Genomic DNA, 13,461 nt, shown 5'->3' with positions numbered 1-13,461 from the left:
TCAACCCCCGCGGCCCCGGGAAGAGTTGTGCAGCACTCAAGCACCGGCCGTACCAGCGGTCGCACCACCGGACCCGCCGGCGCCGCGCTCAGGGCTTGCGCGCCACTCCCGCGTAGTACGGGATCGAGGCGCTGTCCGGCAGCCCGGCCTCCGGGCGCCACCGCTGCGGCGGCACCACGCCCGGCTCGACCATCTCCAGGCCCTCGAAGAACCGCTCCACCTCGGCCCTGTTGCGCGGCGAGAGCGGGCTGCCGCCCTTCGCGTAGGTCTCCTTGACGTTCTCCGCGTCCTTCTCCTGCTCCTGCCCCGTGAAGTCCGAGGTCGCGTGCGAGAGCACCAGATAGCTCCCGCGCGGCAGCACCCCGAGCAGCTCCCGCACGATCCCGTACGGATCACGCGCGTCGGAGACGAAGTGGAACAGCGCGTTCACCGTGAGCGCCACCGGCTCGTCCAGGTCGAGGGTGCCGCGCAGCTCGGCCGCCCCCAGCACCGTGGAGGGCTCCAGCACGTCGCCCTGCACATAGGCCGTCCTGCCCTCGGGCGTGCTGTGCAGCAGGGCCTGCGCGTACTGGAGCACGATCGGGTCGTTGTCGCTGTAGACCACCCGGCACTCGGGGGCCACGGCCTGCGCGACCTGGTGCAGGTTGGGCTCGGTCGGGATGCCCGAGCCGATGTCCAGGAACTGCCGCACCCCGGCCTCGGCCGTCAGCCAGCGGGTCGCCCTGATCATGAAGTCCCGGTTCGCGCGCGCCGCCCTGCGGGCCACCGGCATCGCGGCGATCACCGCCTCGGCCGCCTGCGCGTCCACCTCGTAGTGCGTCTTGCCGCCGAGGTAGTAGTCGTACATCCGCGCCGAGTGCGGCCTGCTGGTGTCGATCCGCCTGGTGCCGGTGCGCGGTTCCCCGCCGCCTGCGGCCATCGCCTTCTCCCCTCCGGGCCCGCGCGGCGCTCCCCGCGCCGCACGCCTGCTCCTCGCGCCGTGTTCGCGCTCCTCGTGGTACCCCGTTGCCGGGCCGCCCGGTCGCGCCGGGCCGCCCGTCCCCGGGGCCGGTTCTCCCCGCCGGCCCCGGGCGCCCGCGGCTCACGCCAGCAGGAAGTCCGCCTCTCCGCGCTTGGCCCCGCGGATGAAGGTGTCGATCTCGTGCGGTGCGTAGATCAGCGCCGGGCCGTCCGGATCGGTGGACTGCCGCAGCGCGACCCGCCCGTCCGCGAGCCGCAGCACCTCCACGCAGCTGCCCCCGTTGGGGCCGCTCCACGGCTTGCTCCAGCCCTCGGCGCCCAGCTCGCGCGCGGGCATGCCGTTGTATATCCGGCCGGACCCGCCGGCGGGCCGCCCCTTGTGCTGGTCGAGCTGCTCCATGTGTTCAGAACTCCTTGCGGATCTCACCGAGGAAGGCCTCGGTGCGTTGTGCCGGTTCTGCCTGCGTGCCCATCCGGTCCAGGACCTCCAGGTACGCGGCGGTGTCCGGACGCTCGTCGAGATAGACGGCGCCGGTCAGACTCTCCGCGTAGACGATGTCCGGAAGCTCCGGTATGTCGAAGCGGAAGAGCTGGAACGGCCCGAACATGCCGGGGTGCGGCCCGGCGCTGAACGGGATGATCTGCAAGGTCACATGGGGCTGCGCCGCGGCCTCGACGAGCGAGTCGATCTGGCCGCGCATCACCTCGGGGTCACCGACGTTGCGGCGCAGCACCTGCTCGTCCAGCACGGCCCACAGCTTCGGCGGCTCGGGGCGCTCCAGCAGCGACTGGCGCTCCATCCGCAGCGCGACCCGGCGGTCCAGCTCACGCTCGCTGGCGTTGGGGAAGCCGGTGCGCAGCAGGGCACGCGCGTAGTCGTCGGTCTGCAGGAGCCCGGGCACGCAGTGCGGCTCGTAGGCCCGGATCAGGCTGGCCTCGCCCTCCAGGCTCACGTAGAGGCTGAACCACGCCGGCAGCACGTCGCGGAAGTTGTGCCACCAGCCGGGCCGGTTCGCCTCCTCGACCAGGGCGAGGAACGCCTCGGTCTCCGGGTCGGGCACCCCGTACTCGCGCAGCAGCTTCTCCACGTACGGCGGCTTGAGGCCGACCTCGGCCTTCTCCATGCGACGCACCGTGGTGGTGTTCACGCTCAGTGCACGCGCGGCGTCGGTGAAGGAACACCCGGCCTTCTCGCGCAGCTCCCTGAGCCGGAGACCGAGGACCATCTGTCCCACGGTCGGCGCGCTCCGGCTCTCCGGCACGGTGTCCCTCCTCGACTGGTGTCCTCCGGCAAGCAGTGTGCCATGCACGTAGTGTGGCGGCCAGAGTGGTCCTGCGATTCTGCGAATTGCAGAACTCCCCTTGCCTTGTGTGATCTGCGAGCGCATAGTGAGGGCCGTGACTCAGTTCTCGTCGTCCTCGCAGACCGACCCGGCCTCAGAACGCGGCGTGCGCCGCGAGGACTTCGAGCTGCCCGCAAGCGCCGCCGCGGTCTCCCAGGCACGCGAGCGGGTGTACGGACAGCTCAAGCGCTGGAATCTCCCCGAAGACCTCGGCCACTCCGCCCAGTTGGTGATATCGGAGTTCTTCACCAACGCCGTGGTGCACACCGAGAGCGAGCAGGTCCGCTGCCGCCTCCGCGCCCAGGACGGGCGCCTGCGCATAGAGGTCACCGACGAGGGCAGCGAGGGCGAGGTCGCCGCGCGCCACGCGGACGAGGAGTCACTGAACGGTCGCGGACTGCATCTGGTGAGCGCCGTCGCCGAGAAGTGGGGCGTGCTGAACGGCACGGGCCCGCTGGGCCGCGTCGTCTGGGCCGAGCTGCGCGGCTAGCCCGCGCCCGCCCCGTACCTCCGGATCCCGCACCTCCCGATCCCGTACCCCCGAATCCCTTGCCTCTGGGACTCCGCCGTCCCTCCCGCCCTCCCCGGCGAGGATTTCCCCTGGGGAAAAGGCAGTTGGCGTGGTGTCGTGGTCACTCCGCGTGCGATGCTGCGGAGCGGCGGGACCAAGCGCGTCGAGACGGTGAGGCACGGATGCGGGACGACCGGGAGAACCGGCAGGGCGACGGCGCCGGGGTGGACACCAACACCCCGAGCGTGGCCCGGATGTACGACTTCTACCTCGGGGGCAAGGACAACTACGAGGTGGACAGGCTCGCGGTCGGCGAGCTGGACAAGGTGGTCCCCAGCACCAGGCCGCTGGCCGTCAACAACCGCAGGTTCCTGCAGCGGGTGGTCAAGGTGCTCGCGGAGGACTACGGCGTGCGGCAGTTCCTCGACCACGGCTCCGGGCTGCCGACCCAGGACAACGTGCACCAGGTGGCGCAGCGGGTGGACCCCGGCGCGCGGGCCGTCTACGTGGACAACGACCCGATCGTGCTGGCGCACGGCCGCGCGCTGCTCCAGGAGAACGAGAACACCGCGGTCATCCAGGCGGACATGCGGGACACCGAGGGGATCTTCGAGCACCCCGAGGTGAGGCGGCTGATCGACCTCTCGCAGCCCGTGGGCGTGCTGTTCGTGTCGGTGATGCACTGCCTGCCCGACGCCTCGCCGCTCGGCGGTCCGGCCGACGTGATCCGGCGGGTCCTGGAGAGGGTGCCCTCCGGCAGCTTCCTGGTGATCAACCAGCTGGTCAGCGACCAGAAGGAGACCCGGGACTTCGTCACGGACTTCATGGACCAGTCCACGCACGGCAATTGGGGCCGGGTCCGCGAGGAGTTCGAGGTGGCGCGCTATTTCGAGGGTCTGGAGCTCCTGGAGCCCGGCCTCGGCGAGATCAACGGCTGGCGCCCGGACGGCACCCTGGGCCCGCGCCAGCAGACCACCGAGTGGTGGGAGTTCGGCGGGGTGGCCCGCAAGCCGTGAGCGGCTGAAAGCCTTGGACGGGTGCGCACTGTGACCGCCCGCAAGTCGTGACCGTCTGTCGGTCCTCAGTGGCTCAGGCGGTCCTCAGTCGTCGGGGAGCAGCGACTTGAGGATCGCCGGCGTCTTCTCCGGCGGCTCGGCCGTGGCGCACAGGCGGTCCATCACGACCACGTAGTGCTCGACCTCGTCGCGCTTGTCCAGATAGAGCGAGCTGGTGAGCTGCTCCAGATAGACCACGTCGGGCAGGTCCTGCTCCTGGAAGCGCAGCAGCGTCACCGGGCTCACCGCGCCGAGACCGCCGATCTCGAACGGGGCGATCTGGATGGTGACGTTGGGCTTCTCCGCCATCTCCAGCAGGTGCTCGATCTGCGCCCGCATCACCGTGGTCGAGCCCAGCGGCCTGCGCAGCGCCGCCTCGTCCACCACGGCCCACAGCTTCGGCGCCGTCGGAGTGGTCAGCATCTTCTGCCGCGCCATGCGCAGGCCGACCCGCCGCTCCACCTCCTTCACCGAGGCGTGCGGGGTGCCGAGCTGCACGACGGCGCGTGCGTAGTCGGGTGTCTGCAACAGGCCGGGGACGAGCTGGACTTCGTACGTCCTGATGACCCAGGCCGCCTCCTCCAGGCCGATCAGGCGGTCGAAGGAGGGTGCCAGCACATCGCTGTACTGCTGCCACCAGCCGGGGGAGCCGGCCTCGCGGCACAGCGTCAGATAGGACTCGCGCTGCTCCTCGTCCAGTACGCCGTACAGCGTGAGGAGGTCGGCGACGTCGCGCTCCTTGCAGCCGACACGGCCCAGCTCCAGGCGGCTGATCTTCGCGTGCGAGCCGCGGATCGCGTCGCCTGCGGCTTCCCGGGAGATGCCGCACGCTTCGCGCAGCCGTCGCAGTTGGGTGCCGAGCACGATGCGCAGGACGGTCGGGCCGCCCCGCGGGTGATCGAGAATGCGCCGTACCGACGAGCCGTGCTGTGGCTGTGCTGACATCGGGTCTGCCCTTACTCCCCTGAGTAGCCGGTCGGGCGCTCAGTGTCCCACTGGATGCCGCGGTCGTACAGCCATGCAGGCTGCACATACCGGTGCCATGTGCCACGGCAACCTGCGCCGCACCACCCGTAGTTGACATACGCGCACGCCGGAGCGGCCGGGCGGCGGATTCGGGCGTTCCGCCGCCCGGTCCGCCGCGGCCGACAGGACGCTCACTCCTGGCGGGCCACCAGGTCGTCGAACTCGCCGTCCTTGGCGCCCTGGACGAAGGCGGCCATCTCCGCCGCGGTGTAGACGAGCGCGGGGCCCGAGGGGAACCGGGAGTTGCGCATCGCCACGTCGCCGCCGGGCAGGCCCGCCACCTCGACGCAGTTCTCGTTGAAGCTGCGCGTGCTCTTGCGCCAGGTGACGTCGCGCAGTCGGGTGGCCTCCACGCCGTTCTCGATGTGCATATGCCTCTCCTCGCTCCGGTCCCTCGCTGGGGCGCCAACTCCGGGGCCAGACGGGGGTGTTCCGGCCCACTGCACGTCACCATCTCACGGCGGAGCGTTCTTACGGATGCAATTGCAGATGTGCTTGCATCCGTAAGAACGGTTCCGCGAGAATGACCCCCGACCGGAACCCACGGCCGCAACTCACCAGCGAGACACCGGAGTAGGCGATCCAACCTCTCTCGCATCCTGGAGTCCCCGTGACCGCACAAGGCGCCGAACGTCCGCCCCTGCCGGAGTCCTGGTCGGAGTCCTGGTCAGAGCCCCGCGCCGAGTCCCTGCCGGAGCCCGACGACGGTCAGCTCGGCTCCGACTGCGACGACCCGTTCACCCGGCTTCTCCTGCTGCTGGAGATAGCGAAGGAGCCCGCATGGCTCCGCGACCTCTCCCGCCCGCCCGCATAGCGAGCGCGCGCGGACGGCGCGGAGCAGCCCCGCCGCGTACGGGACCCGCTGTGCGCCGCGGGGGTGTGCGCAGGGTCCCGTACGGGGGAGGGGCGGAGTCGTACGGGCGGGGAGCCGGACCGCGCGGGAGCGCGCCGGTGCGACGGCGCGGAGTCATGGAGGCCCGGGCGGCGAATTGTCCGGTTTCCTGAGATATTGCGGGCCTTTTTCGGTGCTGGTGTAGTGGGCGCGTACTGTCCCGGGTTCCCGCGCACGGAGAAGTCCCATGACCCTTCCCCCGTACGGCTCCTCTCTCGGTTCGTCCTCCGATCCCTTTTCCGACCTGCTCAACAGGTTCTTCGGGATGTCGCCCGTGTCCTCGCCGCCCGCGATGCAGCGGGTCCCGGTCGGGCGGCTGCTCACCGAGTCGGCGAAGGAGCTGATCGGCACCGCGTCGCGCAGGGCGCAGGAGGACGGCAGCCCCGACCTGGACACCGAGCACCTGCTGTGGGCCTGCACCCGGGTGGACCCCGCGCGGGGGCTGCTGGCGCAGGCGGGCGCCGACCCCGACGCGCTCGGCGCCACCCTCGCCGAGGCGCTGCCGGGGGAGAGCGGCGCGGCCTCGGCTGAGCCGGGGCTCACCCCCGCCGCCAAGCGCGTACTGCTCGCCGCGCACGCGCGCTCCCAGGCGGCCGGCGTCTCCTACATCGGGCCCGAGCACATCCTCGCCGCGCTCCTGGACGACCGGGAGTCGGCCGCGCGCAAGGTCCTGGACTCCTCCGGCGGGAGCGCGGACAGGGTGCTGCGGGACGCGGCGGGCGCGGGGACGGGCCGCGGGGAGCAGCCGGGGGCGGGCGGAGCGGGCGGTTCCGCGACGCCCACGCTGGACGAGTACGGCCGCGACCTCACCTCCGAGGCCAAGGCGGGGAAGCTGGACGTGGTGGTCGGCCGGGGCGAGGAGGTCGAGCAGACCGTCGAGATCCTCTCGCGGCGTACGAAGAACAACCCCGTCCTCATCGGCGAGCCCGGCGTCGGCAAGACCGCCATCGTCGAGGGGCTGGCGCAGCGCGTGGTGGCGGGGGACGTGCCGCAGACCCTCCAGGACAAGCGGGTCGTGGCGCTGGACCTGACGGGGCTGGTCGCGGGGTCGAAGTACCGCGGGGAGTTCGAGGAGCGGCTGAAGAAGGTCATCGACGAGGTCCGCGAGGCCACCGACTCGGTCGTCCTCTTCATCGACGAGCTGCACACCGTGGTCGGCGCGGGCTCCGGAGGCGAGGGCTCGATGGACGCGGGCAACATCCTCAAGCCCGCGCTGGCACGCGGCGAACTCCACGTCATCGGCGCGACCACGCTGGACGAGTACCGCAAGAACATCGAGAAGGACGCCGCGCTGGAGCGCCGCTTCCAGCCGGTCACCATCCCCGAGCCCACCGTCGAGGAGACCGTGCAGATCCTCGACGGGCTGCGGGACTCCTATGAGGCGCACCACCAGGTCCGCTTCACCGACGAGGCGCTGCGCGCCGCCGCCGAGCTCTCCGACCGCTATGTCACCGACCGCTTCCTCCCCGACAAGGCCATCGACCTGATGGACACGGCGGGCGCCCGCGTACGGCTGCGGTCGCTCGGCCGGTCCACCGAGGTCGTCTCCCGCGAGGACCGGCTCGCCAAGCTGAACAGGGAGAAGGACGAGGCCGTCGGCGCCGAGGACTTCGAGCGGGCCTCGGAGATCAAGCGCGAGATCGCCGAGGTGGAGGCCGAGCTCGCCGGGGTCGAGGAGCGGCGCGAGGGCGTCATGTCGGTGACCGAGGAGGACATCGCCGATGTGCTCTCGCGGCGTACCGGCATCCCCGTCTCGCAGCTCACCGAGTCCGAGCGGGAACGCCTGCTCAAGCTGGAGAGCGAGCTGCACAGCCGGGTCGTCGGGCAGGACGAGGCGGTCACCGCCGTCTCCGAGGCCGTACGCCGCAACCGCGCCGGCATGGGCGATCCCGGCAGGCCCGTCGGCTCCTTCCTCTTCCTCGGTCCCACGGGCGTGGGCAAGACCGAACTGGCCAAGGCCATCGCGGAGTTGCTGTTCGGCGACGAGAACCGGCTCGTCCGCTTCGACATGAGCGAGTACCAGGAGCGGCACACCGTCTCGCGGCTGCTCGGCGCGCCGCCCGGATACGTCGGGTACGAGGAGGCGGGGCAGCTCACCGAGCGGGTGCGCCGCCAGCCGTACAGCGTGCTGTTGCTGGACGAGATCGAGAAGGCGCACCCCGACGTCTTCAACTCGCTGCTCCAGGTGCTCGACGACGGGCGGCTCACCGACGCGCAGGGCCGCACCGTCGACTTCCGCAACACCGTCGTCATCATGACCAGCAACGTCGGGGCCCAGCGCATCCTGGCGCACCAGGGCAGCGTCGAGGACATCAGGGACGAGCTGAAGCAGGACCTGAACGCGCGCTTCGCGCCGGAGTTCCTCAACCGCATCGACGACATCATCATCTTCCACGGCCTCGGCGAGCAGGACCTCGGCAGCATCCTCGACCTGATGCTGGAGCGCAGCGAACGGAAGCTGCGCGCCCAGGACATCGGCCTGGAGGTCACCGAGGCCGCGAAGAGGCTGCTGATCGCGCACGGGCACCAGGCCGAGTTCGGCGCGCGCCCGCTGCGCCGCACCATCCAGAGCGAGCTGGACAACCGCATCGCCTCCCTGCTGCTGGCCGACGAGGTCGGCGCGGGCGACACCGTGGTGGCCGACGCGCGCGACGACGAGCTGGTCTGCTCGGTGCGGCACTCCGGCGGCACCGGCCCCGCCGCGGACTCCGGGAGCCCGGGCGACTCCGGCGGCTCCGCGAACGGATCCGGCGCGTCCGGGGGTTCGTGACGACCCCGGGAGCGCAAGGATCAGGAGTGAACCCACGGCCGGTGGGAACCCGGAGCAAGCCGAGCGATCACAAGGAGAGTTGACGCATGAACGAGCAGTCCGCGGTCCCCGCAGCCAGGAGCGGCATCATCGTGGGCGTGGACGGGTCCGAGCAGTCGCTGCGCGCGCTGGACCGGGCGGCCAGGGAGGCCGGCCGCAGGGGCACCGCGCTGCGCATCCTGTGCGGCGGCGTGTGGCCCAAGCGCTCGGCCGTCCCCATCACGCAGGCCGACCAGGAGCGCATTCTCAAGCAGGCCGCGCAGGTCGTGGACGAGGCGGCGGAGCGCGCACGGCGCAGCGAACCGGATCTGGAGATCGTCCCGGTCACCGAGATGGAGGTCTCGGCCGCCGACGCGCTGGTGCGCGCGAGCCGCACGGCCGAGCTGACCGTGGTCGGCTCGCGAGGGCACGGCGGCTTCGCCGGGCTGCTGGTCGGTTCGGTCAGCCTGCGGGTCGCGGCGCACACCGAGGGACCGCTGATGGTGGTGCGCGTCGACCACCCGGGGAGCCTCGAGAGCAACAGGGGCAGCACCCTGGTCGGCTACAGCTCGCGCAAGGACGAGTCCGCGCTGGACTTCGGCTTCGAGGAGGCCGAACGCACCGGGAGCAGGCTGCGGGTGCTGCACGCCTGGCAGCCGCCCCGGATGCCCGGGGTGCTGCAACGCCCGCCGCACGAGGACTCCGAGGGGGCCGAGGCGGCGCGGAGCATGCTGCGCGAGGTGATCGCCCCGCACGCCAAGCGGCACCCGGACGTCGAGGTGTCCGACGAGGCGCAGGCCGGTTCGCCGGCCGCCGCCCTCATCGAGGCCAGCAGGGCGGCCGACGCGGTGGTGCTCTCCACCCGGCTGCGCCAGCGCAGGCTCGGCATGCACATCGGCCCCAACGCGCACGCGCTGCTGCACCACGCGCACTGCCCGGTGGTGATGGTGCCCACCGAGAACGGCAACGGCGGCAACGGCAGCAACGGCGGCAACGGGGACGAGGGCTCCGAGGGAGGCAGCCACCCCGCCTGACCCGCGCCCGTAGTGCGGCCTACGCATGGCGAAGCGCGCCGCGAGACCCGTCCCGCCCCTCACCTCCCCCGGAGGGGCGGGACGTTCGCGTCGTACGTACGCCGTGCCGCGGCCGGTCGTCGCGTCAGGCCGCCAGTGCCGTGTTGTGCCGGATCAGGGCCGCCGCCATGCCGTTCTCGTTGGGGAAGTCCATCGGCACGATGCCCAGGCCCTTCCACTCGCGGCCCTCGGCGCCGCCCAGCAGCTTCTTCACGCGCGGGTTGAGCCAGTCCGAGGTGAGCCGCGGCGGGCGCAGAGCGGCGGTGCTCACGTAGTTGGTGAACAGCTTCCCCGGCTCCTTCACCGCCTGCCGGAACTGCTCCTCCACCAGCTCCAGCTTGTGTTCCGGGCCCACCATGTACTCGTCCTGGATGTCGAAGAGCCCCGCGTTCCCGTACCGCACGCCCGGCAGCCCGTCGGAGTCGCCGAGCAGCACCACCTTGCCGCGCGCCGCGCCCAGCCGGGGCAGCGAGCGCTCCAGGTGGAAGAGGGAGCGCCAGCGGTTCCTGCCGTCCAGATAGCCGTCGAAGATCTCCCGGAAGCGCTCCGGGCTCTCCTCCGAATACTCCTGCTTGACCCGCATCAGCACCGTCTCCGAGGGCCGCGCGCGCAGGAAGCGCCGGCAGGAGCCGAGTACGTCGTCGAAGTTCAGGTGCTGGTAGAAGGCCCCGTGGTGGATGGTGAACGCGCCCTCGAAGAGCCGGCACCTGATGTCCAGGAAGCGGATGCCGCTGCTCAACTGCGCGTCCAGCGAGGTGTTCTGGCACTCGGCCCATGGCCCCCCGTGCCGCGCCGCCGAGTCGTGTGTGCCCGGCAGCGTGAGCTGCTGGAGCCCGACGCCGTCGGGCAGCCCCGACATCCACTTCTCCGGGCCCGGCAGCGCGGGTGGCGTCGCCGCCGCGCTCCAGACCGTCACCGCCCCCGTGCCGACCAGGCCGGCCGTTCCGACGGCCGCCGCCCCTCTGAGGAATCCCCGCCTTTTCATGGTCATGGCAGTGCATGCAATCACAGCACGCCACACCCGTCACGGGTGCACCGGAACCCTTCTGCGGACGCCGTCTGACGGGTACTCAGAGAGTCGGAACGTCAAGGGATCGGCTACTCAAAAGGGCTGCCCTCGCGCCTCGTTCAGACCCGCGCGCGGACCTCGTTCAGCCGCGCTTGACCCGCGTCTCCAGCCGCTTGTGCGCGGCCCGCACCGACCGTCCGCGCAGGCTCGGCCGCGCCCAGGGGTCCTCCTCCTTGAGGCGGTCCGGAATGGTGCGCACCGTCCACGCGTCGGGGCGCAGGCTCCGCGCGTCCAGCTCGTTCCAGGAGATGGGGGTGGCCACGGGTGCGCCGGGCTTGGCGCGTACGGAATAGGGCGCGACCGCGGTCTGCGCGTACGCGTTCCGCTGGATGTCCAGATAGATGCGGTCGCCCCGCTTGTCCTTGCGCGGCTCGTCGGTCAGCCGGTCGGGGTGCCGCGCGGTCAGCACGTCGCTGACCGCCCGCGCGAACTCCCGCACCGTGTCGAAGTCCGCGCGGCGGTCCAGCGGCACGATCACGTGCAGCCCGCGCGAACCCGTGGTCATCAGCCGCGACGGCAGCTCCACCTGCTCCAGCAGTCCGCCCACGCAGCGCGCCGCCCAGCACACGTCGGTGAACCCGGCGTCGCCGCTGGGGTCCAGGTCGACGACGAGCAGGTCGGGGTGGTCCGGCTTGTCGGCGCGCGAGAGCCAGCGGTGCGGGGTGATGCAGGCCTGGCCCGCGAGATAGACGAGGGTGTCCGCGTTCTCGCAGATCACGTGGTGGACCTGGCCGTCCTCCTTGGGCAGGCAGGCGGTGCGGATCCAGTCGGGGAAGTAGTCGGGCACGTTCTTCTGGAAGAGCGGCTCGCCGCCGATGCCGTCCGGGTGCCGCTCCATCATGAGCGGCCGCCCGCGCAGCGGCGGCACCGCGCGGCTCGCCACGCGCCGGTAGTGCTCGGCCAGTTCGTCCTTGGTGACGCCGTCGTCCGGGAAGAGCACCTTGTCCGGCCTGGTGATCTCGATATCCCTCACGCCGCGACGGGTAGCCGAACGGTACGCGCGGTAAACGGCGTTCCGGTACGGCGGCCGGCCCGGGGCCGCCTTTGGAGGATCGCACTAGTGTTCAAGAGCTGTGCTGGAGCAATGTACGATGGAAGGGCGTCTGCAACGCGCGTAGAGTCCCGGCAGCCCCTTGATCAGGGGCCACGCAATGTCGCGTACGCGCTGGGACGCAGTGGATGACCCCCGCAGCAACTGCCGTCTCACAGCGCCTGATTCATCGCACGGAGCCCCTTTCATGGCAGACGCCACCGAAGCCCCCGCCGGGACCGCGCCAGCGGGTCCTGACGAGACCATCGAGACCCGCGGCATCGAGCCGGTGCCCGACGGCGAACGCCGCGGGCGGGTCCGCGAGCTGTTCCCCACCTGGGTCGCCGCCAACATCAGCGTTCTGCTGCTGACCATGGGCGCAGGGCTCGTGGTCCTCAACAAGCTCAACTTCTGGCAGGTCCTGATCGTCGCCGCGCTCGCCGCGACGATCTCCTTCGGCCTGTGCGGAGTGCTCTCCGTCTCCGGGAAGTGGGGCGGAGCGCCGGGCGCGATGCTCTCCCGCGCGGCCTTCGGCGTACGGGGCAACTACTTCCCCGGCATGATCCTCTGGGTCGCCCGGTTCGGCTGGGAGACCATCAACGCGGTCACCGGCGCGTACGCCGTGCTGACCGTGCTCAAGCTGCTGTTCGGCGTCGAGAGCAGCACCCCGCTGGTGATCGTGACCCTGCTGGCCTTCGTCGGCTGCACCTTCGTGGTCAGCGGCATGGGCCGCAAGGCGCTCAACATCTGCAACAAGTGGTCGACCTACCTCTTCGGCCTGTTCAGCATCCTGGTGCTGATCTACCTGATCGGCTCGACCGACTGGGCCAAGGTCTTCGACAAGCCCGCCGGCACCACCTCGCTGATGATCGCCGGGATCGGCACCATCGCGGCGGGCGGCATCAGCTGGATCCCCACCGGGCCCGACTTCGCGCGCTACCTTCCGCACAGCGCCCGCGGCGGCCGCATCGTCGGCGCGACCGTGTCCGGCGCCGGGCTCGTCATGGTGCCGATGGTGCTCATGGGCGGCGTGATGGCGGTCGGCATCCCGGACCTGGCCGAGGCCAAGGACCCGGTCTCCTTCCTGGGCGACTCCCTGCCGACCTGGCTCTCGGTGCCGTACCTGATCACCGCGCTGGTCGGCATGCTGCTGATCAACAGCCTCTCGATGTACTCGGCCGGCTTCACCGCCCAGACCATGGGCGTCAGGCTGCGGCGCGCGTACGCGGTCAGCATCAACGCGGTCATCAGCCTCGTCGGCGGACTGCTCCTGATGCTGGTGGCCAAGAGCTTCTACGGCTCCTTCATCACCTTCCTGACCCTGCTCGCGGTCTCCTTCTCCGCCTGGGTCGGGGTGTACGCGGTCGACATGTTCCACCGCCGCCGCATGGCCGTCCCGTACGACCCCGAGGGGCTGATGGACACGAGCCGCACCAGCCGCTACTGGTACGTCGGCGGCTTCTGCTGGCAGGCGATGACCGCCTGGGGCGTGGCCCTGCTGTTCGGGATCGGCTTCACCAAGGTCGACTGGTTCACCGGACCGCTGGCCACCACGTGGATCGGCGCCAACGGCCTCGGCTGGCTGGCCACCATCCTGATCGCCGCGGTGATCTACGCCGCGCTGCCGCGGGCCCGCGAGGGTGCGGCGGGCGAGACCGCCGAGCCGGAGGACGCCGACCCGCGGGAGCCGGTGGAGAGCGGCGCACGCGGCTAG

At 71.3% G+C, this 13,461-nt stretch carries 13 protein-coding genes; 6 read left to right on the top strand and 7 right to left on the bottom strand.

Translation table 11 applies throughout. The features are described 5' to 3' along the window. Positions 1 to 88: 88 nt before the first annotated feature. From ABEE00_RS16360 to ABEE00_RS16350, 3 genes are all read right to left on the bottom strand, one after another. Positions 89 to 919: an SAM-dependent methyltransferase gene (locus tag ABEE00_RS16360; RefSeq protein ID WP_345746230.1), complete on the bottom strand. Its 831-nt coding sequence runs from the start codon at positions 917 to 919 to the stop codon at positions 89 to 91. A 162-nt stretch (positions 920 to 1,081) separates the two neighbouring features. After that, entirely contained in the window at positions 1,082 to 1,360 is a 279-nt protein-coding gene (locus ABEE00_RS16355) for a DUF397 domain-containing protein (RefSeq protein ID WP_345746229.1), read from the bottom strand. Between the two features lie 4 nt (positions 1,361 to 1,364). Next, positions 1,365 to 2,186 carry a helix-turn-helix domain-containing protein gene (locus ABEE00_RS16350; RefSeq protein WP_451918605.1) on the bottom strand — a complete coding sequence of 274 codons (822 nt, stop codon included), beginning with the start codon at positions 2,184 to 2,186 and terminating at the stop codon, positions 1,365 to 1,367. Positions 2,187 to 2,358: 172 nt separating this feature from the next. Here ABEE00_RS16350 and ABEE00_RS16345 point away from each other — a divergent pair, with 172 nt between their 5' ends. Further along, the gene (locus ABEE00_RS16345; RefSeq protein ID WP_345746227.1) at positions 2,359 to 2,793 is read left to right on the top strand and encodes an ATP-binding protein; all 435 of its coding nucleotides are present in this window, start codon (positions 2,359 to 2,361) and stop codon (positions 2,791 to 2,793) included. A gap of 203 nt (positions 2,794 to 2,996) precedes the next feature. After that, positions 2,997 to 3,830, top strand: a complete 834-nt coding sequence (locus ABEE00_RS16340; protein WP_345746226.1) for an SAM-dependent methyltransferase — start codon at positions 2,997 to 2,999, stop codon at positions 3,828 to 3,830. Between the two features lie 84 nt (positions 3,831 to 3,914). Here ABEE00_RS16340 and ABEE00_RS16335 read toward each other — a convergent pair whose 3' ends face one another. Together ABEE00_RS16335 and ABEE00_RS16330 are read right to left on the bottom strand one after the other, a co-directional pair. Beyond that, positions 3,915 to 4,814, bottom strand: coding sequence for a helix-turn-helix domain-containing protein (locus tag ABEE00_RS16335; protein WP_345746225.1), 900 nt, complete (start codon positions 4,812 to 4,814; stop codon positions 3,915 to 3,917). 212 nt (positions 4,815 to 5,026) lie between these two features. After that, positions 5,027 to 5,266 carry a DUF397 domain-containing protein gene (locus ABEE00_RS16330; protein WP_345746224.1) on the bottom strand — a complete coding sequence of 80 codons (240 nt, stop codon included), beginning with the start codon at positions 5,264 to 5,266 and terminating at the stop codon, positions 5,027 to 5,029. Between the two features lie 239 nt (positions 5,267 to 5,505). Here ABEE00_RS16330 and ABEE00_RS16325 point away from each other — a divergent pair, with 239 nt between their 5' ends. The 3 genes from ABEE00_RS16325 to ABEE00_RS16315 all read left to right on the top strand — a co-directional run bounded on the left by ABEE00_RS16325 (position 5,506) and on the right by ABEE00_RS16315 (position 9,609). Then, complete coding sequence (locus ABEE00_RS16325; protein ID WP_345746223.1) at positions 5,506 to 5,709, top strand: hypothetical protein; 204 nt, start codon at positions 5,506 to 5,508, stop codon at positions 5,707 to 5,709. 265 nt (positions 5,710 to 5,974) lie between these two features. After that, a complete protein-coding gene (locus tag ABEE00_RS16320; RefSeq protein WP_345746222.1) occupies positions 5,975 to 8,557 on the top strand; it encodes an ATP-dependent Clp protease ATP-binding subunit in 2,583 nt (860 codons plus the stop codon). A gap of 86 nt (positions 8,558 to 8,643) precedes the next feature. Further along, positions 8,644 to 9,609 carry a universal stress protein gene (locus ABEE00_RS16315; RefSeq protein ID WP_345746221.1) on the top strand — a complete coding sequence of 322 codons (966 nt, stop codon included), beginning with the start codon at positions 8,644 to 8,646 and terminating at the stop codon, positions 9,607 to 9,609. A 124-nt stretch (positions 9,610 to 9,733) separates the two neighbouring features. Here the strand turns inward: ABEE00_RS16315 and ABEE00_RS16310 are convergent, their stop codons facing one another. Next, positions 9,734 to 10,633 carry a phosphatidylinositol-specific phospholipase C gene (locus ABEE00_RS16310; protein WP_345746483.1) on the bottom strand — a complete coding sequence of 300 codons (900 nt, stop codon included), beginning with the start codon at positions 10,631 to 10,633 and terminating at the stop codon, positions 9,734 to 9,736. A gap of 166 nt (positions 10,634 to 10,799) precedes the next feature. Beyond that, positions 10,800 to 11,690, bottom strand: a complete 891-nt coding sequence (ligD, locus tag ABEE00_RS16305; protein ID WP_345746220.1) for a non-homologous end-joining DNA ligase — start codon at positions 11,688 to 11,690, stop codon at positions 10,800 to 10,802. Positions 11,691 to 11,955: 265 nt separating this feature from the next. Here ligD and ABEE00_RS16300 point away from each other — a divergent pair, with 265 nt between their 5' ends. Next, positions 11,956 to 13,461 carry a purine-cytosine permease family protein gene (locus tag ABEE00_RS16300; protein ID WP_345746219.1) on the top strand — a complete coding sequence of 502 codons (1,506 nt, stop codon included), beginning with the start codon at positions 11,956 to 11,958 and terminating at the stop codon, positions 13,459 to 13,461.

This window comes from Streptomyces odontomachicola (assembly GCF_039605595.1).
Taxonomy (GTDB): domain Bacteria; phylum Actinomycetota; class Actinomycetes; order Streptomycetales; family Streptomycetaceae; genus Streptomyces.
Note: the sequence above shows the minus strand (reverse complement) of the source record. Positions and strands in the feature narration are given on the sequence as shown.

Excerpts from the sequence above, each read along its gene's own strand:
- ABEE00_RS16360 (WP_345746230.1), bottom strand. The coding sequence starts at position 919 with ATGGCCGCAGGCGGCGGGGAACCGCGCACCGGCACCAGGCGGATCGAC.
- ABEE00_RS16355 (WP_345746229.1), bottom strand. The coding sequence starts at position 1,360 with ATGGAGCAGCTCGACCAGCACAAGGGGCGGCCCGCCGGCGGGTCCGGC.
- ABEE00_RS16350 (WP_451918605.1), bottom strand. The coding sequence starts at position 2,186 with ATGGTCCTCGGTCTCCGGCTCAGGGAGCTGCGCGAGAAGGCCGGGTGT.
- ABEE00_RS16340 (WP_345746226.1), top strand. The coding sequence starts at position 2,997 with ATGCGGGACGACCGGGAGAACCGGCAGGGCGACGGCGCCGGGGTGGAC.
- ABEE00_RS16335 (WP_345746225.1), bottom strand. The coding sequence starts at position 4,814 with ATGTCAGCACAGCCACAGCACGGCTCGTCGGTACGGCGCATTCTCGAT.
- ABEE00_RS16330 (WP_345746224.1), bottom strand. The coding sequence starts at position 5,266 with ATGCACATCGAGAACGGCGTGGAGGCCACCCGACTGCGCGACGTCACC.
- ABEE00_RS16320 (WP_345746222.1), top strand. The coding sequence starts at position 5,975 with ATGACCCTTCCCCCGTACGGCTCCTCTCTCGGTTCGTCCTCCGATCCC.
- ABEE00_RS16315 (WP_345746221.1), top strand. The coding sequence starts at position 8,644 with ATGAACGAGCAGTCCGCGGTCCCCGCAGCCAGGAGCGGCATCATCGTG.
- ABEE00_RS16310 (WP_345746483.1), bottom strand. The coding sequence starts at position 10,633 with ATGAAAAGGCGGGGATTCCTCAGAGGGGCGGCGGCCGTCGGAACGGCC.
- ABEE00_RS16300 (WP_345746219.1), top strand. The coding sequence starts at position 11,956 with ATGGCAGACGCCACCGAAGCCCCCGCCGGGACCGCGCCAGCGGGTCCT.